At 65.5% G+C, this 22,883-nt stretch carries 25 protein-coding genes and 1 pseudogene; 13 read left to right on the forward strand and 13 right to left on the reverse strand.

Going from position 1 to position 22,883, the window contains the following annotated elements; translation table 11 throughout:
* Together maiA and purU are read left to right on the forward strand one after the other, a co-directional pair.
* Positions 1 to 654, forward strand: a complete 654-nt coding sequence (maiA, locus tag N0Q91_RS02930) for a maleylacetoacetate isomerase (protein ID WP_275598081.1) — start codon at positions 1 to 3, stop codon at positions 652 to 654.
* 159 nt (positions 655 to 813) lie between these two features.
* Positions 814 to 1,698 carry a formyltetrahydrofolate deformylase gene (gene purU, locus N0Q91_RS02935; RefSeq protein WP_275597288.1) on the forward strand — a complete coding sequence of 295 codons (885 nt, stop codon included), beginning with the start codon at positions 814 to 816 and terminating at the stop codon, positions 1,696 to 1,698.
* A 70-nt stretch (positions 1,699 to 1,768) separates the two neighbouring features.
* Here the strand turns inward: purU and lpdA are convergent, their stop codons facing one another.
* Genes lpdA through N0Q91_RS02955 form a run of 4 tightly spaced genes read right to left on the reverse strand, consistent with a single transcriptional unit; the run spans position 1,769 to position 6,701 of the window.
* Positions 1,769 to 3,163 (reverse strand): dihydrolipoyl dehydrogenase, encoded by a 1,395-nt coding sequence (lpdA, locus tag N0Q91_RS02940; RefSeq protein ID WP_275597289.1) that lies wholly within the window; start codon positions 3,161 to 3,163, stop codon positions 1,769 to 1,771.
* 6 nt (positions 3,164 to 3,169) lie between these two features.
* Complete coding sequence (locus N0Q91_RS02945) at positions 3,170 to 4,450, reverse strand: dihydrolipoamide acetyltransferase family protein (protein WP_275597290.1); 1,281 nt, start codon at positions 4,448 to 4,450, stop codon at positions 3,170 to 3,172.
* A gap of 3 nt (positions 4,451 to 4,453) precedes the next feature.
* Complete coding sequence (locus N0Q91_RS02950; protein ID WP_018096638.1) at positions 4,454 to 5,467, reverse strand: alpha-ketoacid dehydrogenase subunit beta; 1,014 nt, start codon at positions 5,465 to 5,467, stop codon at positions 4,454 to 4,456.
* A 1-nt stretch (position 5,468) separates the two neighbouring features.
* Positions 5,469 to 6,701, reverse strand: a complete 1,233-nt coding sequence (locus tag N0Q91_RS02955) for a 3-methyl-2-oxobutanoate dehydrogenase (2-methylpropanoyl-transferring) subunit alpha (RefSeq protein WP_026168781.1) — start codon at positions 6,699 to 6,701, stop codon at positions 5,469 to 5,471.
* Positions 6,702 to 6,882: 181 nt separating this feature from the next.
* Between N0Q91_RS02955 and N0Q91_RS02960 the strand changes: the two genes are divergently transcribed.
* Positions 6,883 to 7,005 carry a hypothetical protein gene (locus tag N0Q91_RS02960; RefSeq protein WP_275597291.1) on the forward strand — a complete coding sequence of 41 codons (123 nt, stop codon included), beginning with the start codon at positions 6,883 to 6,885 and terminating at the stop codon, positions 7,003 to 7,005.
* Positions 7,006 to 7,026: 21 nt separating this feature from the next.
* Here N0Q91_RS02960 and N0Q91_RS02965 read toward each other — a convergent pair whose 3' ends face one another.
* Positions 7,027 to 8,364, reverse strand: coding sequence for an NAD(P)/FAD-dependent oxidoreductase (locus N0Q91_RS02965; RefSeq protein WP_275597292.1), 1,338 nt, complete (start codon positions 8,362 to 8,364; stop codon positions 7,027 to 7,029).
* A 168-nt stretch (positions 8,365 to 8,532) separates the two neighbouring features.
* Between N0Q91_RS02965 and N0Q91_RS02970 the strand changes: the two genes are divergently transcribed.
* On the forward strand, positions 8,533 to 8,928 hold the full coding sequence (locus N0Q91_RS02970; RefSeq protein ID WP_275597293.1) for a winged helix-turn-helix domain-containing protein: 396 nt from the start codon (positions 8,533 to 8,535) through the stop codon (positions 8,926 to 8,928).
* Between the two features lie 12 nt (positions 8,929 to 8,940).
* Here the strand turns inward: N0Q91_RS02970 and modC are convergent, their stop codons facing one another.
* From modC to modA, 3 genes are read right to left on the reverse strand one after another with little or no spacing between them, the layout of a single operon-like run.
* Positions 8,941 to 10,014: a molybdenum ABC transporter ATP-binding protein gene (gene modC / locus N0Q91_RS02975; protein WP_275597294.1), complete on the reverse strand. Its 1,074-nt coding sequence runs from the start codon at positions 10,012 to 10,014 to the stop codon at positions 8,941 to 8,943.
* Positions 10,011 to 10,703 (reverse strand): molybdate ABC transporter permease subunit, encoded by a 693-nt coding sequence (gene modB / locus N0Q91_RS02980; protein ID WP_018096644.1) that lies wholly within the window; start codon positions 10,701 to 10,703, stop codon positions 10,011 to 10,013. Before modB ends, modC begins: the two co-directional genes overlap by 4 nt.
* A gap of 60 nt (positions 10,704 to 10,763) precedes the next feature.
* Positions 10,764 to 11,549, reverse strand: a complete 786-nt coding sequence (gene modA / locus N0Q91_RS02985) for a molybdate ABC transporter substrate-binding protein (protein WP_100673050.1) — start codon at positions 11,547 to 11,549, stop codon at positions 10,764 to 10,766.
* A gap of 202 nt (positions 11,550 to 11,751) precedes the next feature.
* On the opposite strand from modA, the gene ung reads away from it, so the two are divergent.
* The 6 genes from ung to N0Q91_RS03015 all read left to right on the forward strand — a co-directional run bounded on the left by ung (position 11,752) and on the right by N0Q91_RS03015 (position 17,073).
* A complete protein-coding gene (gene ung, locus N0Q91_RS02990; protein WP_275597295.1) occupies positions 11,752 to 12,477 on the forward strand; it encodes a uracil-DNA glycosylase in 726 nt (241 codons plus the stop codon).
* A gap of 167 nt (positions 12,478 to 12,644) precedes the next feature.
* Positions 12,645 to 13,415, forward strand: coding sequence for a precorrin-6A synthase (deacetylating) (gene cobF, locus N0Q91_RS02995; protein WP_275597296.1), 771 nt, complete (start codon positions 12,645 to 12,647; stop codon positions 13,413 to 13,415).
* A gap of 124 nt (positions 13,416 to 13,539) precedes the next feature.
* The gene (cobG, locus tag N0Q91_RS03000; protein ID WP_275597297.1) at positions 13,540 to 14,907 is read left to right on the forward strand and encodes a precorrin-3B synthase; all 1,368 of its coding nucleotides are present in this window, start codon (positions 13,540 to 13,542) and stop codon (positions 14,905 to 14,907) included.
* Positions 14,908 to 14,909: 2 nt separating this feature from the next.
* Entirely contained in the window at positions 14,910 to 15,542 is a 633-nt protein-coding gene (locus tag N0Q91_RS03005) for a precorrin-8X methylmutase (protein WP_018096649.1), read from the forward strand.
* Positions 15,539 to 16,312, forward strand: coding sequence for a precorrin-2 C(20)-methyltransferase (locus tag N0Q91_RS03010; protein WP_275597298.1), 774 nt, complete (start codon positions 15,539 to 15,541; stop codon positions 16,310 to 16,312). The genes N0Q91_RS03005 and N0Q91_RS03010 overlap by 4 nt, the downstream gene beginning before the upstream one ends.
* Positions 16,309 to 17,073: a precorrin-3B C(17)-methyltransferase gene (locus N0Q91_RS03015; protein WP_100672853.1), complete on the forward strand. Its 765-nt coding sequence runs from the start codon at positions 16,309 to 16,311 to the stop codon at positions 17,071 to 17,073. Before N0Q91_RS03010 ends, N0Q91_RS03015 begins: the two co-directional genes overlap by 4 nt.
* Here the strand turns inward: N0Q91_RS03015 and N0Q91_RS03020 are convergent.
* Positions 17,037 to 17,837 (reverse strand): cobalt-precorrin-6A reductase, encoded by an 801-nt coding sequence (locus N0Q91_RS03020; RefSeq protein WP_275597299.1) that lies wholly within the window; start codon positions 17,835 to 17,837, stop codon positions 17,037 to 17,039. The genes N0Q91_RS03015 and N0Q91_RS03020 overlap by 37 nt on opposite strands.
* Here N0Q91_RS03020 and cbiE point away from each other — a divergent pair.
* Together cbiE and cobM are read left to right on the forward strand one after the other, a co-directional pair.
* Positions 17,815 to 19,047: a precorrin-6y C5,15-methyltransferase (decarboxylating) subunit CbiE gene (gene cbiE, locus N0Q91_RS03025; protein WP_275597300.1), complete on the forward strand. Its 1,233-nt coding sequence runs from the start codon at positions 17,815 to 17,817 to the stop codon at positions 19,045 to 19,047. The two genes, N0Q91_RS03020 and cbiE, sit on opposite strands and share 23 nt — an antisense overlap.
* Before the next feature lie 39 nt (positions 19,048 to 19,086).
* Complete coding sequence (gene cobM / locus N0Q91_RS03030) at positions 19,087 to 19,845, forward strand: precorrin-4 C(11)-methyltransferase (RefSeq protein ID WP_275597301.1); 759 nt, start codon at positions 19,087 to 19,089, stop codon at positions 19,843 to 19,845.
* 77 nt (positions 19,846 to 19,922) lie between these two features.
* On the opposite strand, the gene N0Q91_RS03035 is transcribed toward cobM, so the two are convergent.
* Positions 19,923 to 20,855 (reverse strand): LysR family transcriptional regulator, encoded by a 933-nt coding sequence (locus N0Q91_RS03035; RefSeq protein ID WP_275597302.1) that lies wholly within the window; start codon positions 20,853 to 20,855, stop codon positions 19,923 to 19,925.
* A 90-nt stretch (positions 20,856 to 20,945) separates the two neighbouring features.
* On the opposite strand from N0Q91_RS03035, the pseudogene N0Q91_RS03040 reads away from it, so the two are divergent.
* Positions 20,946 to 21,757: pseudogene (locus N0Q91_RS03040) on the forward strand (NAD(P)H-dependent oxidoreductase).
* On the opposite strand, the gene mnhG reads toward N0Q91_RS03040, so the two are convergent.
* The 3 genes from mnhG to N0Q91_RS03055 are packed head-to-tail and all read right to left on the reverse strand — an operon-like array spanning position 21,758 to position 22,883.
* On the reverse strand, positions 21,758 to 22,123 hold the full coding sequence (gene mnhG / locus N0Q91_RS03045; RefSeq protein ID WP_100672857.1) for a monovalent cation/H(+) antiporter subunit G: 366 nt from the start codon (positions 22,121 to 22,123) through the stop codon (positions 21,758 to 21,760).
* On the reverse strand, positions 22,120 to 22,401 hold the full coding sequence (locus N0Q91_RS03050) for a K+/H+ antiporter subunit F (protein WP_003528834.1): 282 nt from the start codon (positions 22,399 to 22,401) through the stop codon (positions 22,120 to 22,122). Before N0Q91_RS03050 ends, mnhG begins: the two co-directional genes overlap by 4 nt.
* Positions 22,398 to 22,883: a Na+/H+ antiporter subunit E gene (locus N0Q91_RS03055; RefSeq protein ID WP_275597303.1), complete on the reverse strand. Its 486-nt coding sequence runs from the start codon at positions 22,881 to 22,883 to the stop codon at positions 22,398 to 22,400. Before N0Q91_RS03055 ends, N0Q91_RS03050 begins: the two co-directional genes overlap by 4 nt.

Consider the following 22,883-nt stretch of genomic DNA (forward strand, 5'->3'; position numbering starts at 1 on the left):
GTGGAGACGGGTGTGGCGAACGAAACCGTGCTTTATGACTATTGGCGCTCGTCGGCGAGCTACCGGGTGCGGATCGCGCTCAACCTGATCGGCGAAGCCTATCGCTCCGTCCCGGTCGACCTGCTCGCAAAGGCTCATGGCGCGCCGGAGCATCTCGCCCGGAATCCGCAGGGACTGGTGCCGGTGCTCGACATCGACGGAGAGCGCCTCACCCAGTCGCTCGCCATCATCGAATATCTTGCGGAGACGCGGGATGGGACGGGTTTCCTCCCGTCCCATCCCGTCGACCGGCAACGCGTCCGCGCGCTTTCCTATGCCGTGGCGATGGATATCCATCCCGTCTGCAATCTCGGCGTCGTCGCTCATGTGATGGCGGGCGCGAGCGACGGCGAGGCCGCGCGGCGCGAGTGGATGCAGAAATTCATCGGCGAGGGTCTCGCTGCCTTCGAGCGTATGCTGGACCGCCCCGCGACCGGTGAATTCTGCCATGGCGATCGTCCGACGATGGCGGATCTCTGCCTCGTGCCGCAGGTCTACAATGCGCGGCGCTGGGATGTCGATCTTTCGGCGTGCCCGCGGATCGTTGCCATAGATCGCCGCTGCGCCGCCATCGACGCCTTCCGCAGGGCGCATCCCGACCGCGCCAAACCTTGACCCCCGTTTCGGATGCGATTTCGTCATTCGCACATCGGTGTGGCCTGTTCCGCCAAGCCGATGTCGCGAATGGATCGGCGGGCCGCAGATCGCCAAGCTAGTTTTTGCGCGACTGCCCGTGTAAGGGCGTGGGAACACCTCAAAACGAGAGATTCATCGATGAAAAGCTATGTGCTGACCGTCAGCTGCAAATCCACTCGCGGCATCGTCGCCGCCATCACCGGCTATCTCGCCGAAAAGGGCTGCTATATCAGCGACAGCTCGCAGTTCGACGATTTCCAGACGGGCCTGTTCTTCATGCGTCTCACCTTCATCAGCCAGGAAGGCGCCAAGCTCGAAGAGCTGCGCGAAGGCTTCGAACCGGTGATCAAGCGCTTCGAGATGACGATGGAGATCCGTGATTTCGAGGAGCGCATGAAGGTGCTGCTCATGGTGTCGCGCTTCGGCCATTGCCTGAACGATCTTCTCTACCGCTGGAAGATCGGCGCCTTGCCGATCGACATCGTCGGGGTCGTCTCCAACCACTTCGACTACCAGAAGGTGGTCGTCAACCACGACATCCCCTTCCACTGCATCAAGGTGACGAAGGAGAACAAGCCGAAGGCCGAAGCCCAGCTGATGGACGTCGTCGAGCAGACCGGCGCCGAGCTGATCGTGCTGGCCCGCTACATGCAGGTGCTTTCCGATGCGCTCTGCAAGAAGATGTCGGGGAAGATCATCAACATCCACCACTCCTTCCTGCCGTCGTTCAAGGGGGCGAACCCCTATAAGCAGGCCTATGAGCGCGGCGTGAAGCTGATCGGCGCGACGGCGCATTACGTCACCGCCGATCTCGATGAGGGTCCGATCATCGAGCAGGATATCGCCCGCATCACCCATGCGCAGTCGGCCGAGGATTACGTCTCGATCGGCCGCGACGTGGAAAGCCAGGTGCTGGCCCGCGCCGTGCACGCCCATATCCACCACCGCTGCTTCATCAACGGCAACCGCGTCGTCGTCTTCCCGCCGAGCCCGGGTTCCTACGCGTCGGAACGGATGGGCTGAGGCCTGGTCGCCGGGCTCCGCTGGCAAGGCCCTCCCACCGATTGGGAGGGGCTTGGGACGCCGGGGCCGCTCACATATGCAGAGCGTGCCCGAGCGTCTTGAAGGCCGCCTCCTGGAAGGCTTCCGATTGCGTCGGATGCGCATGGATGGTGCCGGCGATGTCCTCCAGCCGCGCACCCATCTCGATCGCCAGCGCAAAAGTCGCCGACAGTTCCGAAACGCCATGGCCGACAGCCTGGATACCGAGGACAAGGTGATTGTCGGCGCGGGCGATGACCCGCACGAAGCCGTCCTCGGCGAGCGTCGTCATGGCGCGGCCGTTCGCCTGGAAGGGAAATTGGCCGATCTTGACGTCGATGCCGGCAGCACGCGCCTCTTCCGGCGAGAGGCCGGAGGAGACGATTTCCGGGTCGGTGAAGCAGACCGCCGGAATGCAGCGCTTGTCCCAGCTCCGCTTATGACCGGCGACGATTTCCGCGACCATTTCGCCCTGTGCCATCGCCCGGTGCGCAAGCATCGGCTCTCCGGCCACATCGCCGATCGCATAGATGCCGCGCATCGAAGTGCGGCATTGGTCGTCGATGCGGATGGACCTGCCCGACCGGTCCAGATCGATCTCTTCAAGCCCCCAGCCGTCGGTCACCGGCCGGCGGCCGACGGTGACGAGAACCTTCTCCGCCGGGACCTCGAAGGCGCGGCCGTTCTCCTCGGCAAGCAGGCCCCGCCGATCGGCGGAGAGCCGTTTGGCCGTGGTGCGGGTGAAGACCTCCACACCGAGTTCGCCGAGCCGCTTCATCACCGGCTTTGAGAGGTCGGCGTCGTATTGCGGCAGGATCCGGTCCAGCGCTTCGAGCACGGTGACCTTGGAGCCCAGCTTGGCAAAGGCGGTTCCGAGTTCGAGACCGATATAGCCGCCGCCGATGACTGCGAGCGTCTGCGGCACGTCCGTCAGCGCCAGCGCTTGAGTCGAGGAAATAATGCTTCCGCCGAAGGGAAGGTCGGGAAGCTCGACCGGCGCCGAACCGGTCGCGATGACGATCGCTTCCGCCCGAATGCGCTGAAGCCCGGTTTCCGTTTCCACATCTACCGTCTTGCCGTCGACGAAGCGTCCCTCGCCGATGACCGCCTTGACGCCCGCCTTCTTCAGGAGCCCCGTGACGCCGCCGTTCAGCCGTCCGACGATGCCGTCTTTCCAGGCGATCGTTCGCCGGAGGTCGATCGCCGGAGCACTTAACGAAAGGCCGAGCGGGTTCTTGCCCGAGGCAGCCGTGCGGAGCTTGTGATATTCGTCCGCCGCGTGGATCAGCGCCTTCGACGGAATGCAGCCGACATTCAGACAGGTGCCGCCAGCCTTCGCTTTCTCGACGATCACCGTGTTGACGCCGAGCTGGCCGGCGCGGATCGCCGCGACATAGCCGCCGGGTCCGGCGCCGAGAACCAGGAGCTTGCAGGAGATTTCCTTCATGGATGCCTATCCTTCAACGAAAATCAGCGCCGGAGTTTCGAGCAGCGTCTTCAGGCGCTGGACGAAGATCGCGGCATCCCAGCCGTCGATGACCCGGTGATCGAAGCTCGACGAGAGATTCATGATTTTGCGCGGGACGAATTGTGCGCCGTCCCAGACGGGCCGGACGGCGATCTTGTTGACGCCGACGATCGCCACCTCCGGATGGTTGATGACCGGCGTCGTGGCGATTCCGCCGATGGCGCCGAGCGAGGAGATGGTGATGGTCGAGCCGGTAAGCTCGTCGCGCGTCGCCGTTCCGGTGCGGGCCGCCTCCGCCAGCCGGTTGAGCTCGGCCGCGCAGTCCCATATCCCGCGCGCCTCGGCATGGCGCACCACCGGGACAGTCAGCCCGGCGGGCGTCTGGGTGGCGATGCCGATATGGACGGCAGCGTGGCGGTGAATGACGCCGGCATGGTCGTCGAACGTGGCGTTGACGCCGGGCTGCTCGGCGACGGTCTTCACCAGCGCGCGCATCAGGAAAGGCAGGATCGTGAGCTTGGCCTGCTCCTGCTTGCGGTCGCGGTTCATCGTCGCGCGCAGATCCTCGAGCGCCGTCATGTCCACCTCTTCCACATAAGTGATGTGGGGGATGCGTGAGGTGGAGAGCGACATCTTTTCGGCGATCCGGCGTCTGAGGCCGGTCATCCTGACCTCCTCGACGGCGGTCTTGCGGACGAGGCCGGCCTGCGCCGGCAGCGGCCCGGCGCCGCGGCTGATGAAGAGATCGAGATCTTCATGGGTGATCCGGCCGGCCGGCCCGGTGCCGGCCACCTGCCTGAGATCGATGCCGCTCTCTCTGGCGCGCAGCCGCACCGCCGGGGAGGCGAGTGGCCTTGGCGAGATATCCGTCGTTTCGCGCGGCGCCGGCGCGGTTCTCGGTGCAGGTTTTTCAGGCTGCGGCGGCGCCTTGGCCGCAGGCCGGGAGGAGACGGCGACGGGCTCGTCCAGCACGTTTTCGGCCAGCGCCTCCGGGACGCTGTCCGGGACAGCATCGCCCGCCTCGCCGGCGGTCTCGATCCTGACCAGCGGCGCCTTCACCGCAACCGTGTCGCCGACTTCCGCTCCGAGCCACAGGACCTTGCCGGTGACTGGCGAGGGGATTTCGACCGTGGCCTTGTCAGTCATGACGGCGGCGAGCACCATATCCTCGCGCACCGGATCGCCGGGCTTCACATGCCACTCGACGAGCTCGGCCTCCGCGACACCCTCGCCGACATCCGGCATCTTGATGATGAATTCACCCACCGGTCAGCCCTCCATCGCTTCGGCGAGCGCACGCCCGACGCGTGCCGGACCTGGGAAATAATCCCACTCCTGCGCGTGCGGATAGGGCGTGTCCCAACCCGTTACCCGTACGACCGGAGACTCGAGGTGATAGAAGCAATGTTCCTGAACGAGAGCGGCGAGCTCTGCACCGAATCCCGAGGTCAGCGTCGCCTCGTGCACGACCACGCACCGCCCGGTCTTCTTCGCGGATTGCACGATCGTCTCGAGATCGAGCGGCAACAGACTGCGCAGATCGATCACTTCCGCGTCGATACCGGTCTCCTCGGCTGCCGCGAGCGCCACGTGCACCATCGTACCATAGGCGATAACAGTCACGCCTGAGCCCTTGCGGCGTATCTCGGCCTTGCCGATCGGGATCGCATAGTGGCCATCCGGAACGTCGCCGAGCTCGTGCTTGGACCAGGCCGTGACCGGGCGTTCGTGGTGGCCGTCGAAGGGGCCGTTATAAAGCCGCTTCGGCTCCAGGAACATCACGGGATCCGGATCCTCGATCGCCGAGATGAGCAGGCCTTTGGCGTCATATGGATTCGAAGGCACGACGACCTTCAGCCCGCAAACATGGGTGAAGAGCGCCTCCGGGCTCTGGCTGTGGGTCTGGCCGCCGAAGATGCCGCCGCCCGTCGGCATGCGCACGACGATCGGGCAGGTGAAGTCGCCGTTCGAGCGGTAGCGGATCCGCGCGGCCTCCTGCGTGAGCTGGTCGTAAGCGGGATACATGTAGTCGGCAAACTGAATCTCGACGCATGGTTTCAGCCCGTAGGCGGCCATGCCGATGGCCGTGCCGACGATACCGGACTCGCTGATCGGCGTATCGAAGCAGCGCGTCTTGCCGTATTTCGCCTGAAGCCCCTGGGTGCAGCGGAAAACGCCGCCGAAATAACCGACATCCTCGCCGAAGACGACCACATTTTCGTCGCGCGCCATCGAGACGTCCATGGCGCTGCGCACCGCTTCGATCATCGTCATTCTGGCCATGTCAGTACCCCGCCTTCTGCCGTTGACGGCGGATATGCGGCGGCATCTCTGCATAGACGCCTTCGAAGATATCCCGCACCGACGGCCTGCCGCCGGCATGCAGCGTTCCGTGGCGTTCCGCTTCCTTCTGCGCCTGGATCACTTCGTCCATGATTTCGGCCTCCGCCTGCGCATGCCGCTCCTCCGACCAGGCGCCGCGTAGGATCAGGTGTTTCTTCAGGCGCAGGACCGGGTCGCCGAGCGGCCAGGCTTCCGATTCGGTTTTCGGGCGATAGGCGCTCGGATCGTCGGAAGTCGAATGGGCGCCGACGCGGTAGGTCACGTATTCGATCAGCGTCGGACCGAGATTGAGCCGCGCCCGCTCGGCCGCCCAGCGCGCCACCGCATAGACGGCCAGGTAGTCGTTGCCGTCCACCCTGAGCGCCGGAATGCCGAAGCCCAGACCCCTTGCGGCGAAGGTGCCGGAACCGCCTCGGGCGATGCCTTGGAAAGTGGAGATCGCCCACTGGTTGTTGACGATGTTGAGAATGACCGGCGCCTTGTAGGTGGAGGCGAAGACCAGCGCGGAGTGAAAATCCGACTCGGCGGTCGAGCCGTCGCCGATCCAGCCGGCGGCGATCCGCGTATCGTTCTTGATGGCGGATGCCATGGCCCAACCGACGGCCTGGACATATTGAGTGGCGAGGTTGCCCGATATCGTGAAGAAGCCGTGCTCCTTGGAGGTGTACATGACGGGCAGCTGCCGACCATGGCAGGGATCGAGTTCGTTCGAGAAGATCTGGTTCATCATCTCGACCATCGGGTAGTCGTCGGCAATCAGGAGCCCCGCCTGGCGGTAGGTCGGAAAATTCATGTCGCCCTTGCGAAGCGCCTTGCGGAAGGCGCAGCTCACCGCCTCCTCGCCGAGATGCTGCATATAGAAGGATGTCTTGCCCTGGCGCTGCGCCATCAGCATGCGCGCGTCGAAGGCGCGCAGCAGCATCATGTGCCTGAGACCCCTCAGCAGCTCTTCGTCGGAAAGAAAACCCGCCCAGGGGCCGACTGCCTCGCCCTCGCGGTTGAGAACCCGGATGATCGAATAGGCGAGGTCGCGGATCTCCTCCGGGTCCACATCGACTTCCGGCCGCGGCACCGAGCCCGCCTTCGGTATCTTCACGTTGGAGAAATCGGGCAGATCGCCCGGCCGGACGGCCGGTTCGGGGACATGCAGGCTCAATCGGCTGAATTCATCCATGCGGATTCCGGCCTCCCTTCCGGATTGCGCGTCGCGCAACTCCATTCCCGGAAGAACGGCGCCGCCGCCCGGCGGTTCCCGGCTGGCGCCTGGGGTGTCCTCCGCCCCGCCTGCCATACCGCTACGGCATCCCGCTCTCCCGACAGGATATGGGCACAGACTGCCACGAGTCAGGGGCCAGATGAAGCGCTTTCGCCGCCGCGCCCGGCTGCTGCGCGAAGAAAGACAGATTCGTGCCGGCACGCATGCGGCACCGAACGCCGGGCCGGTGCCGGCGCCGGCGGCGGGCAATTTTCTTTCGTGAGGCGGGCGGGCGACCCGGCCTTCAGACCGGTGGCGCGATCTCTATCGGGCTGCCGTCGGAAAAGCGCGAAAGGCGGAACTCGGAGGGGTCGACGATGGGCGGATCTCCGGTGACGAGATCGGCGACGAGATGTCCGGCCCCGGGGCCGATGCCGAAGCCGTGACCGGAGAAGCCGGTGGCGATGACGAGGCCCGGCACCTCTTTCGCGTGCGAAATGACCGGGACGACGTCCGGCGTGACATCGATCAGGCCGGCCCAGATCTGCACCGGCTCGACGGTACGCAGCTTCGGAAGAGCCTTTCTTGCTTCCTCGAATGCCTTGAGCACGGATTTCGGATCGGGTCGGGGATCGAGGATGCGGTGGCGCTCGAAGGCGCCGGGCCGATCGAGGGGCACGGATGCGATTTCGAAAAGCTCGCGCCAGCTCTGGGCGCTCAAGCCTGCCTGCACGGCCTCGCCCTCGGCCCTTCTCGCCGCGCGAAAATCGCGGAAGAATGCCAAGGTGTCCGGCACGAGCGGATGCAGATTGGCACCCGCGGTGGCGATCGTGTAGCCGCCGTCGAGGCGTTTGCGATAGGCGTAAGTCGCCGTTGCGCCTGCGCCGGCCGGGCCGCCCTCGACCGGAGCGGTCCTGAGCACGGTGTTGCGCACCTTTAGCTGCGGCAGCCGAATGCCGAGGCCCTTGCAGAAGAGCCGCGACCAGGCGCCGCCCGCAAGCACCACCGTCGAGGTTTCGATGCGGCCCTTTTCGGTGACGACGGCGCTTACCCGACCCGCACTCTTCTCAACCCCCCGCACCGCACAGCCGGTAACGATATGTGCGCCGGCTCGGCGTGCTCCGGCCGCGATTGCGGGCACGGCCTTCTGCGGCTCCGCTCGGCCGTCGCTCGGCGTATAGAGCGCGCCTTTGTAGCGGATCGCCGCCCCGGCCATGCGCTCCCGGGTTTCGTCGGCGGTGAGCTGGCGGCTGTCGACGCCATGGGGTTTCGCAAGCGCGAGCCAGGCATCGCGGTTGGCGACGTCCTGCTCCGTTTCGGAAATATAAAGAATGCCGCTCCGGCGAAATCCGGTCTCGCCGCCGACGCGCGCATCGAGGGTGTCCCAGATTTTCAGCGCCTCCATTGCCAGCGGAATCTCGCGCCGATCGCGGCCCATGACGCGCACCCAGCCCCAGTTGCGGCTCGATTGCTCGCCGCCGAGACCGCCCTTTTCGCACAGGACGACTTTCACGCCGCGCTCGGCGAGAAAGAGCGCCGTGCTCACTCCGATGATACCGCCGCCGATGATGACGACGTCGGCACTACCGGGCAGTGAAGCATCGGTTTCAACGGGGTCGAGAGCGGGGCCGGGCATGATCATCTCTTGGGTTTGTTCAGCTATGTCTATCGCTGCATCCAATGTCGGCTTCGATCAAGCCTGCTTGGCCGGTTTCGGGCGGCGATGCACAGTTCCCGTGCCCGAAGCTCCCGCAACGTCTTTGAGCGGCCGCGCCTTCCCGTCTCCTGCGCCAGGCTTTATGTTCGCTCCATGCACGATACCGAAGCCGACCCCCGCCCGATCCTCCGCATCGACTTGCCCCCGAACAGCCGTCTCGGGCGCGGCAAGATCATGCTTTTGGAACACATCCGCGCGACCGGCTCCATTTCCGCTGCCGGGCGGGCCATGGATATGTCTTACCGCCGTGCCTGGCTGCTGGTCGACGCCTTGAACCGCATGTTCAAGGAGCCGGCGGTGGACTCGCAGCGTGGCGGCAAGCAGGGCGGCGGCGCCGTGGTCACCGCTTTTGGCGAGATGCTGATCGAGCGCTTCCGGGCGATGGAGGCCAAGGCGCAGGCCGCGATCGCGGACGATCTCGATTGGCTCGACGCCATGCGAGACTGCAACGGTGCTCCGCAAGAGGAGCCAACCGGAAAGCCGCTCTAACCACTTGCTTCTCTAATAATCGAGGGCGACGGTCTTGATGATGGCGTGCACCTGCTTTCCCGGGCAAAGCGCGAGCGCATCGCGGGAGACGGTCGTCACGCGCGCGGCAATTACGTTGCCGCCGCAATCTACGCGCATGTCGACGCTTCCTTGCCGCGGCGACGAGACGCCGACGATCGTTCCCGGAAGCACGTTCAGGGCGCTGATGCCTTCCGGCCGACGGGTCGCCAGCATGACGTCGCGCGCGGCAATGTAGAGGCGTAGGTTTTGCCCGACCTCGGCGACGAGATGCGGCACGCGAATCAGGCAGTCTCCAGCGCGCACCACGGTCAGTTCGTGGCCTTCGTCATGACTGTCGACGATGCCCTCGATCAACGCGCCCGCTTGCCGCCGGTCGGCGGCGGATGTCGGAAACGGCTCGTTCAGAACGGCCGCCGTTCTGCCGAAGGCCTTGACCCGGCCGTTTTCCATAACGACGACGCGCTCCGCCAGCCGCGCCACTTCAGCCACCGAATGACTGACATAGACGATCGGAATCCGCGTCTCGTCGCGCAGCCGCTCCAGATAGGGCAGGATATCGGCCTTTCTGGCGTCGTCGAGCGCGGCGAGCGGCTCGTCCATCAGGAGCAGGCGGGGGGAAGCGAGCAGCGCCCGGCCGATGGCGACGCGCTGCCGCTCACCGCCCGAGAGCGTCGAGGGCATCCGATCGAGCAGATGTCCGATGCCGAGCATTTCGACGATCCTGCCGAATTCGGGCCCTGATCGGGCCGCGCCTGCGAACCAGCGGCCATAGGCGAGATTTCTGCGGACGCTCAAATGCGGAAAGAGGCGGGCTTCCTGGAACACATAGGCAAAGCGGCGGCGGTGGACGGGGGTGAAAAGCCGGCGCTCGCTGTCGGCGATCGTGTCGCCGTCGAGCACGACGCGGCCCTGATCGGGCCGGAGGAGGCCGGCGATGATGTTGACGAGCGAGGTCTTGCCGGAGCCGGAGCGGCCGAAAAGGGCGGTCACGCCGCCCTCCGAGCCGAAGGCGGCGTCGATCGCGAAGGAGCCGAGACGAAGGCGCGCTTCGACCTCGAGCCTCATGCCGCCACCGTCCGCCGCGCCGCGGCTGAAGCCATGGCTTCCGAAAGCATCAGGGCCGCCATCGAAATAACGACGGAGATTGCAGCAAGGCGCATCGCGCCGGCGTCGCCGCCCGGCACCTGTGTGAAGGTATAGATCGCGGCGGAAAGCGTCTGGGTCTCGCCGGGGATATTGGAAACGAAGGTGATGGTCGCGCCGAACTCGCCCATGGCCTTGGCAAAGGAGAGGACCATGCCGGCGAGAATGCCGGGAAGGATCAGGGGCAATGTGACCGTCAGGAAGATCCAGGCGGGGCTAGCGCCAAGGGTTCCCGCCGCTTCTTCGAGCTTGCGGTCGACTGCTTCGATAGACAGCCGGATGCTGCGGACCATCAATGGAAAGCCCATCACCGCGCAGGCGAGTGCCGCTCCCGTCCAGCGAAACGAAAAGACCAGCCCGAAATTCTCAGCGAGAAATGCACCGATCGGGCCGCGCCGGCCGAAAAGGAGCAGCAGAGCGAAGCCCGTGACGACCGGCGGCAGGATCAGCGGCATATGGACGAGGCCGTTCAGGAGCGACTTGCCCCAGAAGCGGCCGCGCGCAAGTATCATCGAGACAAGGAGCGCCGGCGGCAAGCTCGCAAGCATCGCAACGGTGGCGACCCGCAGGCTCAGGCGGACGGCCGTCCACTCCGCGTCGCTCAATGCCATCCAGTCCAAGCTCGTACTCCCGTTCCTGACGCGCCGTGTCGTGCAATCATTCGGCAAGTTCTATTCCAGAACGGTGAAGCCCTCGGCCTGGAAAAGCGCCGCCGCCTTCGGCGAGCGGACGAATTCGAGGTAGGCGGCGGCATCGGCGTTCCTGCTGTCCGCGGTGATCGCGATCGGGTAGACAATTGGGGGGTGGCTGTCCTCGGGGAAGGTGCCGACCACTTTCACATTGGCGTCCGCTGCAGCGTCGGTTCGGTAGACGATGCCGTAGGGCGCCTCGCCACGTGACACGAGGAGGAGGGCGGCGCGCACGCTTTCGGCGCCGGCGACCTTTCCGGCAACGTTCGGCCACAGCCCGAGCTTTTCCAGCGCGGCCTTGCCATACTTGCCGGCGGGGACGGATTCCACGGCTCCCATGGCCAATCGTCCGTCGCCGAGAAGACCGGCAAGGTCGAGACCCGGCTCGATCTCGACAGCCCGGGCATCCGACTTGCCGGAGACGAGGACGATACGATTGCCGAGCAGGTTGGAGCGCGTGCCGGCCTTGATCAGCTTCTTGTCTGCGAGGTAATCCATCCAGGCGAGGTCGGCCGAGATGAACACATCGGCGGGCGCGCCCTGTTCGATCTGTTTCGCCAGCGCCGAACTCGCCGCATAGGAAACGGTGGCTTCCTTGCCGGTCTGTTTGAGCCATTCGCCGTTGATCGCATCGAGCGCATTCTTGAGACTCGCCGCGGCGAACACGGTGACCTTCTCCGCCGCCTGAGCCGGTGCAAAGGTCGTTCCCGCCAGAACCACGCCGAGCACCAGTGACACGCCCTTGAGCCAATCTCTTCTCGTTGTCACACCCAAGTCTCCCGGTTCGTGATATTTTCCAAGATATAGCGCTCCGGTATTTTGGTTACCGCTATATTCGTGGAAATACAATGCGGCCGTTGCGCTGTAGTCAAAATCGGTGAACCGATGGGGCGGAGACGACGCGAGCGCTTGCGATAGACGCTCATGCGTCTAAATTCCGGAACGAGACCCAAGGAGGTGGACGATCCACATGGACGCGACGATCAGGCTGGAAGAAAGCTGGAAAGCCGTTCTGGGCGGGGAATTCCGCCACGGTTACATGGCCGAGCTCAAGCGGTTCCTGCTGGAGGAGAAGCAGCAGGGTCGGCAGATTTTTCCGAGGGGCGTCGAATATTTCCGTGCGCTCGATCTGACCCCGCTCGACAGGGTACGCGTCGTCATCCTCGGCCAGGACCCCTATCATGGCGACGGGCAGGCGCATGGGCTCTGCTTCAGCGTTCGTCCGGGCGTGCGCACGCCGCCCTCCCTCGTCAACATCTACAAGGAATTGCAGGAAGACCTCGGCATTCCGCCGGCGCGCCACGGCTTCCTCGAAAGCTGGGCGCGCCAGGGCGTGCTGCTTCTGAACAGCGTGCTGACGGTCGAACGCGGCCGCGCGGCCTCGCATCAGGGCAAGGGTTGGGAGCGCTTCACCGACGCCGTAATCCGGGCGGTCAACGAGCAGGCGCAGCCCGTCGTCTTCATGCTCTGGGGCTCTTACGCGCAATGCAAGGCCGCTTTTGTCGATCGTTCGCGTCATCTCGTGCTCACCGCACCGCATCCGTCACCCTTATCGGCCCATGCGGGGTTCTTCGGCTGCCGGCATTTCTCCAAGGCGAATGCGTTTTTGACGTCCAAGGGGCTGGATCCGATCGATTGGCGGTTGCCGGAAGATCCCCCTTTGGCCGTCGAGCGGCAACTGGCGCCGAACTGCTGACGCGGCCGTAGCGCTTGCCGTCGCGAATGGGCCTTGCACCTGCCGCGGCGATCCGTCAAAGACTGGCCCGATAATGCGGGCGGGACTGGCCCGATTATGCGGGTGTGACTGACGCGATTATGCGGGTGGGATTGCCCGACTATGCGGGTGGCGCAATGGGAGACGGCATGCGACACGTCCTGATCATCGGTATCGGTGCCGGCAACCCCGAGCACATGACGGTTCAGGCGATCAATGCGCTGAATCGGGCCGATGTGCTCTTCATCCCCACCAAAGGGGAGAAAAAGACCGAGCTGGCCGAGCTGCGCCGCGCGATATGCGCCCGTTACGTGACGCGGGCCGGCAGCCGCACCGTCGAATTCGCGGTGCCCGTCCGCCGTACCGAAGGCCGCAGCTACGTGGAAAGCGTGGACGAGTGGCATGCGGGCATCGCCGCCGCCTACGAGGCGCTGCTGGAGAGCGAGCTTGCGGAAGGCCAGACCGGCGCCTTCCTCGTCTGGGGCGATCCGATGCTCTATGACAGCACGATCCGCATCGTGGAACGCGTGAAGTCGCACGGCCGGGTGGCCTTCGGCTACGACGTCATTCCGGGCATTACCAGCCTGCAGGCGCTCTGTGCCAGCCATCGCATCCCGTTGAACCTCGTCGGCAAGCCGGTGGAAATCACCACTGGCCGGCGGCTCGCCGAAAGTTTTCCGCACAAAAGCGAGACGGCCGTCGTCATGCTCGACGGCGAGCAGGCGTTCCGGAAGATCGAGGATCCGGACGCCGAGATCTATTGGGGGGCCTATCTCGGCACGCCCGACGAGATCGTCATTTCAGGGCGCCTCGCCGAGGTGAAAGAGCGGATTCTCGAAGCGCGGGCCGCGTCGCGCGAGCGGATGGGCTGGATCATGGATATTTATCTGCTGCGCAAGGGCGCCGATTTCGAAGAGTAATCGGGCGTTGCCCCTGCTCTCGGCGGCAGATCTTTGATCTCTCTCGACGTTCGCCCTGTGATATAGGCTCGATCGATCAGGCGTGCCGGGTTGGCTCGCAGAAACCGAAGGATTACCGAGACGAATGAAAAGCTGCGCCGCTCCACGAGCCGACCGATCTGCGACCGGCGCATCGATGCGCCGCGGGAGCTGTCCTTCGCTGGCGGCGCCGATGCAGACCGGGGACGGCCTGCTCGTGCGGCTGCGACCGGCAGGCGACGGCCTCACGCCGGCCGAGATGAGGGCGATTGCCGGTGCGGCTGCGACATGCGGCAGCGGGATCATTGAGGTCACGGCACGCGGCAACCTGCAGATCCGCGGCCTGACGCCGGAAAGCGTTCCGGCGCTCGCCGAAGCGATCGGGGCGGCGGAGATAGCCATTGCCGAAGGGGTGGCGATCGAGACGCCGCCGCTTGCCGGATTCGACCCGGACGAAATCGCCGATCCTCGCCCGCTCGCCCGCGCGCTGCGCATGGCGATCTCCGGCGCGGGTGAGGCGCTCAGGCTCGCGCCGAAACTTTCGATCGTCGTGGATGGAGGCGGCCGCTTCCACCTGGGAAGCCTGACCGCCGACCTGCGTGTCTCTGCGTTCGAGCATGAGGACGGCGTGCGATGGCTGCTTTCGCTCGGCGGGACGGCGCGCTCGGCAAAGCCCGTCGCGCTCTTGGAATCGAACGAAATCGTCCCTATCGTTCTCGAAATCCTGGGAGATCTCGCTGCACTCGGCCCCGCTAGCCGGGCCCGCGACCTTGATGCCGATCTTCTTCGGCAGCGCGCGGCGGCCGGCGATGCCCTGCCGCGCGCGGACGGTCCCGCTTTTTCGCCGCCACCGGCGGGCATCCACCACTTCGGCAGTGCCGGCACCGTGCTCGGCGTCGGCCTGGCCTTCGCGCAAACCGATGCGGGCAGTCTCGTCGCATTCCTCCGACAGGCGGAGGAACTCGGCGCAAACGAGATACGCTTGGCACCCCCGCGCGGTCTGTTCGTCCTCGGTCTCTCGGGCGAAACGGCGGCCGTCGTGCAACGACTTGCCTGCTCGCACGGTTTTCTGGTCGCCTCCGACGATCCGCGCAATCACATAGCCACTTGCGCGGGCCTCGCCTGCGCCTCGGCGCGCATGGACACAAAGGCGACGGCGAGGCTGTTGGTCGAATCCGCGCCGGATCTCCTCGACGGTTCGGTGACGGTGCATCTCTCCGGCTGTCCCAAGGGTTGCGCCAGACCCACGGCGTCGCCGCTGACGCTCGTCGGTGCGCCATCAGGATATGCGCTTGTCGTAAATGGCACTGCTTCCGTCGCGTCGAGTGCCTACAGGGATGAAAACGGAATAGGATCTGCGTTCGGCGCGCTGAACGCGCTCGTGCGGGAAAACAAAGACGCTGGCGAATCGGCGCTGTCCTGTCTTACACGGCTCGGGACCGCGCGCATCGCCGCCGCGTTTGAACAGGGATAGAAATGCCTGATTACGATTACATCCGCGATGGCAACGCCATCTATGAGCGTTCCTTCGCGATCATCCGCGCGGAAGCCGACCTTTCCGGATTTTCGGAAGAAGAAGCCGATCTCGCCATACGCATGGTTCATGCCTGCGGATCGGTCGAGGCGGTGCGACAATTCGTGTTCTCGCCCGGCTTCGTCTCCGCCGCGCGCGCGGCGCTGAAAGACGGCGCGCCGATCTTCTGCGACGCCGAAATGGTCGCCCATGGCGTGACGCGCGCCCGGCTGCCCGCCGGCAACGAGGTGATCTGCACGCTTCGCGATGCGCGTACCGCGGAGATCGCCACCGAGATCGGCAATACGCGTTCCGCAGCGGCGCTGAAGCTCTGGGGCGAGCGGATGGCTGGCTCCGTGGTTGCGATCGGCAATGCGCCGACAGCGCTCTTCTATCTGCTCGAAATGCTGCGCGACGGCGCGCCGAAGCCGGCGGCGATCCTCGGAATGCCCGTCGGTTTCGTCGGTGCGGCCGAATCGAAGGACGCGCTTGCCGAAAATTCCTATGGCGTTCCCTTTGCGATCGTTCGCGGCCGTTTGGGCGGCAGTGCGATGACCGCCGCCGCGCTGAATTCTCTTGCGAGGCCGGGCCTGTGAGCGGCGTGGAATCAGGCCGTCTTATCGGCGTCGGAACGGGTCCCGGCGATCCTGAACTCCTGACCGTAAAGGCCGTCCGGGCACTCGGCGAAGCGGATGTCGTCGCCTATTTCGCCAAGGCCGGACGCAACGGCAACGGCCGCGCGGTGGTGGAAGGTCTTTTGAAGCCGGACATGACCGAATTGCCGCTCTACTACCCGGTAACGACCGAGATCGACAAGGATCACGACGCCTATAAGCGCCAGATCACCGATTTCTACGACGCCTCGGCCGAGGTCGTCGCGGCGCATCTCCTCGCCGGACGGACGGTCGCGGTGCTGAGCGAGGGCGATCCGCTTTTCTACGGTTCCTACATGCACCTTCATGTGCGGCTTGCCGGCCGCTTCCCGGCCGAGGTCATTCCGGGCATCACCGCAATGTCGGGCTGCTGGTCGCTGGCGGGGCTGCCGCTGGTGCAGGGCGACGACGTGCTCTCGGTTCTCCCCGGCACGATGAGCGAGGGCGAGCTTCAGCGCCGCCTCGCCGACACGCAAGCCGCGGTCATCATGAAGGTCGGCCGCAACCTGCCAAAGATCCGCCGGGCGCTGGCGGCGGCAGGCCGGCTCGAGGCGGCCGTCTATGTCGAGCGCGGCACCATGAGGAATGCGGCGATGGTTCCGCTCGGCGAGAAGCCGGACGACGAGGCGCCCTATTTCTCGCTGGTGCTCGTCCCTGGCTGGAAGGACAGGCCCGGCCGGAAGGAAAGGCCCGGATCGGAGGGCAGCGCATGACCGGAAAGCTCTTCATCGTCGGCACCGGCCCCGGCAATCCGGCGCAAATGACGCCCGAGGCCGAGGATGCGATTGCGGTCGCGACCGAGTTCTTCGGCTACGGCCCCTATCTAGATCGCCTGCATCTTCGGGCGGATCAACGGCGCATCGCTTCGGACAATCGCGAGGAACTGGACCGTGCCCGGGCAGCACTCGCGCGCGCCGCAGCCGGGGCGGATGTCTGCGTCGTCTCCGGCGGCGATCCCGGCATCTTCGCGATGGCGGCCGCCGTCTGCGAGGCGATCGACAAGGGGCCGCAGGAATGGCGTGAGGTCGATCTCACGATCACGCCCGGCGTCACCGCGATGCTCGCGGTCGCAGCCCGGATCGGGGCACCACTCGGACACGATTTCTGCGCCATGTCGCTTTCCGACAACCTGAAGCCGTGGGATGTCATCACCAGACGACTGAGGCTTGCCGCCGAAGCGGGGCTCGTCATCGCGCTCTACAATCCGATCAGCAAGGCGCGTCCTTGGCAGCTCGGCGAGGCCTTCGAGGTTCTTCGGCAGGTGCTGCCGGCCCGCGTTCCGGTTATCTTCGGCCGCGCCGCCGGCCGGGCGGACGAGCGCATCGCGGTCATGCCGCTCGGTGAGGCCGACCCCGACCGCGCCGACATGGCGACCTGCGTGATCATCGGTTCGCCGGAGACGCGCACCATCGCCCGCGAGGGTAAGCACGACCTCGTCTACACGCCGCGGTCCTTCACCGGAGAAAGCCATTGACGGATGCGTTCGAGCGCCTCGTCGCAGTCGCCGACCGATTGAACGTCGGCAGGCTTGTGGCGCTCGACCATCACCACCTCGATCCCGAGGTGACGCGCCGCCGCTATCTTGCCGTAGGTGGCCGCACCGCCGCTGTTCTTGGCGACGATGACGTCGATCCCGTGGCGTTCGAGCAGTTCTGTTTCGTCGGTCTGCGCAAAGGGGCCGGAGGCGAGGATGGCGGTGACATCCGGCAGATCGAGCGGCGGCATCACCGGATCGACGCTGCGCACGACGTAGCTGTGCTGCGGCGCCTTCTCGAAATGGTAAGCCTCCTGCCGGCCGATTGCCAGCAAGACGCGGCGCGGCTCCTCGCCCAACGCGGACACCGCTTCCGCGACGCTTCCGACGCAGGTCCATCGATCGCCGGGCTCTGCCGCCCAGGCGGGGCGGCGGAGCGCAAGGAGCGGCGTTCCGGTCATCTTGGCCGCTGCGGCGGCGTTGAGCGAGATGCGGGCGGCGAAGGGGTGCGTCGCATCGATCAGCAGGGCGATCTTTCGTTCGCGCAGAAAGGCGGCAAGCCCTTCGGCGCCGCCGAAGCCGCCGATGCGCGTCGGAAGCGGCTGCGGGCGGGGATCGGCGGTACGGCCGGCAAGCGAGATCGCCGCATCGTAATGCCGTTCGCAGACCAGGCGCTCTGCGAGCTGCCGCGCCTCGGTCGTTCCACCCAGGATCAGAATGCGAGGTCTGCCCGTGGCTGACATGTCGAACAGTGGCTCGGCCATCGTCGCTCCCTGGCTCATCGTGATCGGTATCGGAGAAGACGGTGTAGCCGGTCTCGGCGACGAGGCCAAGCGCCTGATAAAGGCAGCTCCCGTCGTCTTCGGCGGGGCCCGCCATTTGGAACTCGCCGCGCCGCTGATCGGCGGCGAACGCCATAGCTGGCAGAGCCCCTTTGAAAAATCGGTGGAGGCGATCGTCGCCCGGCGCGGCAGCCCTGTCGTTGTGCTCGCCTCCGGCGATCCGTTTCTTTACGGCGTCGGCGCCACGCTGGCGCGCCGCGTCGATGCCGCGGAAATGCGCACCATCCCCGCGCCGTCCGCCTTCAGCCTCGCCGCTTCCCGGCTAGGCTGGCCGCTGCAGGAGGTCGCGACCGTTTCGCTGCACGGCCGTCCGCTCGATCTCATACGGCCGCATCTTCAGCCGGGCGCGCGCGTTCTGGCGCTGACCTCGGACGAGAACGGGCCGAAGGCGCTTGCCGGGCTGCTTGCAGAAAGCGGATTCGGTCAGTCACGGCTTACGGTTCTCGAAGCGCTCGGCGGCGCAAGCGAGCGTGTCTCCCGCCACCTCGCTTCCGGCTTCGCGATGGAGGACCTCGACGCTCTGAACGTCTGCGCACTTGAGGTGGTGGCCGATGCCGATGCACGCGTTCTGACGCTTGCCAGCGGCCTGGACGATCGGTTTTTCGAGCATGACGGCCAGATCACCAAGCGGGAGGTGCGGGCGCTGACGCTCTCGGCGCTCGCGCCGCGCAAGGGCGAACTCCTCTGGGACATCGGCGCCGGCTCAGGCTCGATCGCGATCGAATGGATGCTTGCCGATCCGGCGATGCGCGCCGTCGCCATAGAGGCGTCGTCCGAACGGGCTGCGCGGATCGGCCGCAACGCCGCCCGCTTCGGCGTTCCGGGGCTTGTGGTCGCCGAAGGGCAGGCGCCGGAGGCGCTGCGCGGCCTTCCGCAGCCGGACGCGATCTTCATCGGCGGCGGCGGCAGCAAGCCCGGGGTAATGGAGGCGGCGGTTGCGGCACTCGCGCCCGGCGGACGTCTCGTCGCCAATGCCGTGACGACGGAGATGGAAGCGGTGCTGCTCGCCCGACACGCGCGGTTCGGCGGCTCGCTGATCCGCATCGACATCGCCCGGGCCTCGCCCGTCGGCGCCATGACGGGCTGGCGGCCGGCGATGCCGGTCACGCAATGGTCGTGGATCAAGGCGTGAGCCGATCTACGAGCCATGCTTTTTTCGAGAGGACAGATCATGACGGTTCATTTCATCGGCGCAGGCCCGGGCGCGGCAGACCTCATCACGATCAGGGGCAGGGACCTGATCGGCCGCTGCCCCGTCTGCCTCTACGCCGGTTCGATCGTATCGCCCGAGCTCTTGCAATATTGCCCGCCGGGCGCTCGCATTATCGATACGGCGCCGATGTCGCTTGACGAGATCGAGGCGGAATATGTCCGCGCCGCCGAAGCCGGCGACGATGTCGCCCGGCTGCATTCCGGCGATCTCTCCGTCTGGAGCGCGGTGGCAGAACAGATCCGCCGGCTGGAGAAGAATGGGATCGCCTACACGATGACCCCGGGCGTCCCCGCCTTCGCTGCCGCTGCCGCGACGCTCGGCCGCGAGCTGACGATCCCGGCGGTCGCGCAGAGTCTGGTGCTGACCCGCGTCTCTGGTCGTGCCTCGCCGATGCCGAACAGCGAGACGCTCGCCGCCTTCGGCGCCACCGGTTCGACGCTTGCGATCCATCTTGCGATTCACGCGCTCGGTCAGGTGGTCGAGGAGCTGACGCCGCTTTACGGCGCCGACTGCCCGGTCGCGATCGTGGCCAAGGCCTCCTGGCCGGACGAACGCGTCGTCCGCGGCACGCTCGGCGATATCGCAGCCAGGGTCGCGGCGGACCCGATCGAACGCACCGCGCTGATCTTCGTCGGACCGGGCCTGGAGGCATCGGATTTCCGCGAAAGCTCGCTCTACGACCCGGCCTATCAGCGCCGCTTCCGCGGGCGCGATTGAACGGGCGGGCATCGTTCAAAGTGCTATAGCGAGCTTTCCTGATAAGACACGCGGCGCCGCAGAAAAGCGCCGGCTGATCATTGCCCGTTCGGCGAACGGTCCATTCCCGGAAGCTTGCCGATCTCATTTGCGAGGAAGTCGATGAGAAGGCGGACCCGGGAGATGCCGGCGCGTTCCGGTACGACCAGCATGTTGAGCGGCACGGAAGGAAGCGAATAGTCGGGCAGCACGACCTCGATCCTTCCCGCCTCCAGAAGATCGCCGACAAGCCATCGATGCGCAGGCGCGATGCCGCGTCCGGAGACGAGCGCTTCGCGTGCGGCGAGGCCATGGTCCACTCTCAAGCGACCGCCGAAGGGAACGGCGTGGTACCTGCCATCCCGCCCCTGCAGGGCGAGGGTTTCGCTGCCTGCCACATTCGACATCCGGATGCCTTCGTGCCCGATGAGCTCCTGTGGAGTGGCCGGTCTTCCTCGCTTCGCCAGGTAGGCCGGCGCTGCCACCAGCAGCCGTCGGCTTTGGCCAAGCGCCTTCATCCGCATCGAACTGTCGGTAAGAGGCCCCAGGCGGAGCGCCACATCAATTCCCTCCCGCACGAGGTCGATCCGCTCATCGGTAAGGCTCAAATCGACGCCGATATCCGGATAGGCGTCCTGAAATTCGAAGATAAGCCGGCTTACATGCAGCACACCGAAAGCCGCCGTGCAGGAGATGCGGATCGTGCCGGCGTGGGCGCCGCGCGTAACGCGCACCTCGTCGCTGGCCTGTTCCACCAGGCGCAGGATCTCGACGCTTCGAGCATAGTAGCGGCTGCCTTCGTCGGTCATCGTGACGCGCCGGGTGGTCCTGCTCAGCAAAGGCGCGCCGACGGCCTCCTCGAGTTCGCGCAGATGCCGCGTCACGGTGGATTGGCCGATGCCGAGTTCTCGCGCCACTGCCGACAAGCTGCCCCGTTCCGAGACGCGAACGAAGGTGCGTATCCGTTCGAGGGTGACGTCTGATTTATCCATTATATGGCTCAATCATATCCATTCCAGACATATAGTGGAATATTGATGCTCCGGCTACAGTGAGGCGACCTACCATCAGGAGAATGATCCATGAAAATTCTGCTCGTCTTTGCCCACCCTGAATCGCGTTCGCTCAACGGAGCGCTCCGCGACGTCGCGGTCGAGGAGCTCATGAACCAAGGTCACGAAGTGCGGATCTCTGACCTCTATGCCGACGGCTGGAAGTCCGAAGTCGGTCACGCCGATTTCCCCCTTTTGCCGCCGGATGCGCGGCTGGTGCCGGTCGCGGCGTCCAAGAAAGCCTTCGAAACCGGTGCTTTGACGGAAGATGTAAGGGGGAGATCGACAAGCTGCTGTGGGCCGACGTTCTGATCCTCCAATTCCCGCTCTGGTGGTTTTCCATGCCTGCCATTCTCAAGGGCTGGGTCGATCGGGTGTTCGCCTACGGTTTCGCCTATGGCGTCGGCGAGCATAGCGACAAGCGCTGGGGCGACCGCTATGGCGAAGGCAGCCTGGCAGGCAAACGCGCGATGCTGATCGTCACCGCCGGGGGTTGGGAAGAGCACTATTCGGCCCGCGGGGTGAACGGACCGATCGACGACCTTCTGTTCCCGATCAATCACGGCATCCTCTATTATCCCGGCTACGACGTGCTTCCTCCCTTCGTGGCTTATCGCGCCGATCGCCTCGACGAAGCCGGATTCACTGAGGCCGCTGAGGGTCTTCGGGAAAGGATGCGGACGATCGGGACCATCTCACCCATTCCATATAGGCAGCAAAATGGCGGAGACTATCTCATTCCAAGCATGCAGCTCCGCCCCGGACTGGAAGACCAGACTGCGTCCGGTTTTGCGCTTCACCTGGATGAGACGCGGGAGGCGCTTCGTCAGGCGGGCGAGTAGCTATTCTTCACCCGGTGCGGGTTTCTGCTTGGGCGGCACGCCCTGCCGTTCCTCGAAGCGGTCGCGGTACAGGGTCGCCTGGCCAAGCAGCATCAGGGTCACGGGCGTCGTCACCGTCACGAAGAAGATGATGAGGACTTCGTGGAACACCCAGCGGCTCTGCAGGACGGCGAAGCAGAGGATCGACGCGAGGCAGAGGAGGATGGTGCCGCCGCTGGTCGCGATCGTCGGGGCGTGCAGGCGCGCGTAGAAATCGGGCAGGCGCAGGAGCCCGAGCGATCCTATCAGGGTGGTCGCGGCGCCGATAAGCATCAGGCCGCAGACGAGCAGCGCCGCCCATGGCGGAAGGTCGGTCAGATGGCTCATTCGATCACCTCGCCGCGCATCAGGAATTTTGCCAACGCGATGGACGAGGCGAAGCCGATCACTGCGATGATCAGCGCCGTTTCGAAATAGACCGTATTCGCCGTACGGATACCGAAGGTGATGAGCATCAGCATCGCATTGATGTAGAGCGTGTCGAGACCGAGAATGCGGTCCTGGGCCCTCGGTCCTCTGGCCATGCGGTAGAGCGCGAAGGCCATGGCCAGCGCAAGCATGGTCTGTGCGACGAGCACGGACCAGACGACGGCAAGCTCCATCATTCGAATATCTCCTTCAAATCGGCCGCATAGCGCGTGATCGTTTTCCGCCACAGGCCCTCGTTGTCGATGTCGAGCACGTGGAAGAGCAGGATCTTCCGGCGACGGTCATATTCGAGCCACGCGGTGCCCGGCGTCGCCGTGACGACGCAGGCGAGCAGCGCCAGGGCGTTCTCGTCGGCGAGATCGAGGCTGACCGTCATGAAGCCCGCATTCACCGGACGCCTGCCTGCGCGCAGGATGATGAGCGTGACGGCGATATTGGAGCGGATGACGTCGCCGACGACGCGCAGGATGAATCCGGCGATCCGGCTCCAGCGGTGGAGACGCGAGCGGGCGGGCTGCAGGTTGAGCGTCACCCATGCGAGAGCCGTGCTGACCACCAGGCCGAGGACGATTGAGCCCGGCGCCACGGACTGGCTCAGAAGCAGCCACATGAGGAGGAGCGCGATCGAGAGCAGCGGGTAGGGGAACCAGGTACGCAT

Source organism: Sinorhizobium prairiense (assembly GCF_029201645.2).
GTDB lineage: Bacteria > Pseudomonadota > Alphaproteobacteria > Rhizobiales > Rhizobiaceae > Sinorhizobium > Sinorhizobium meliloti_A.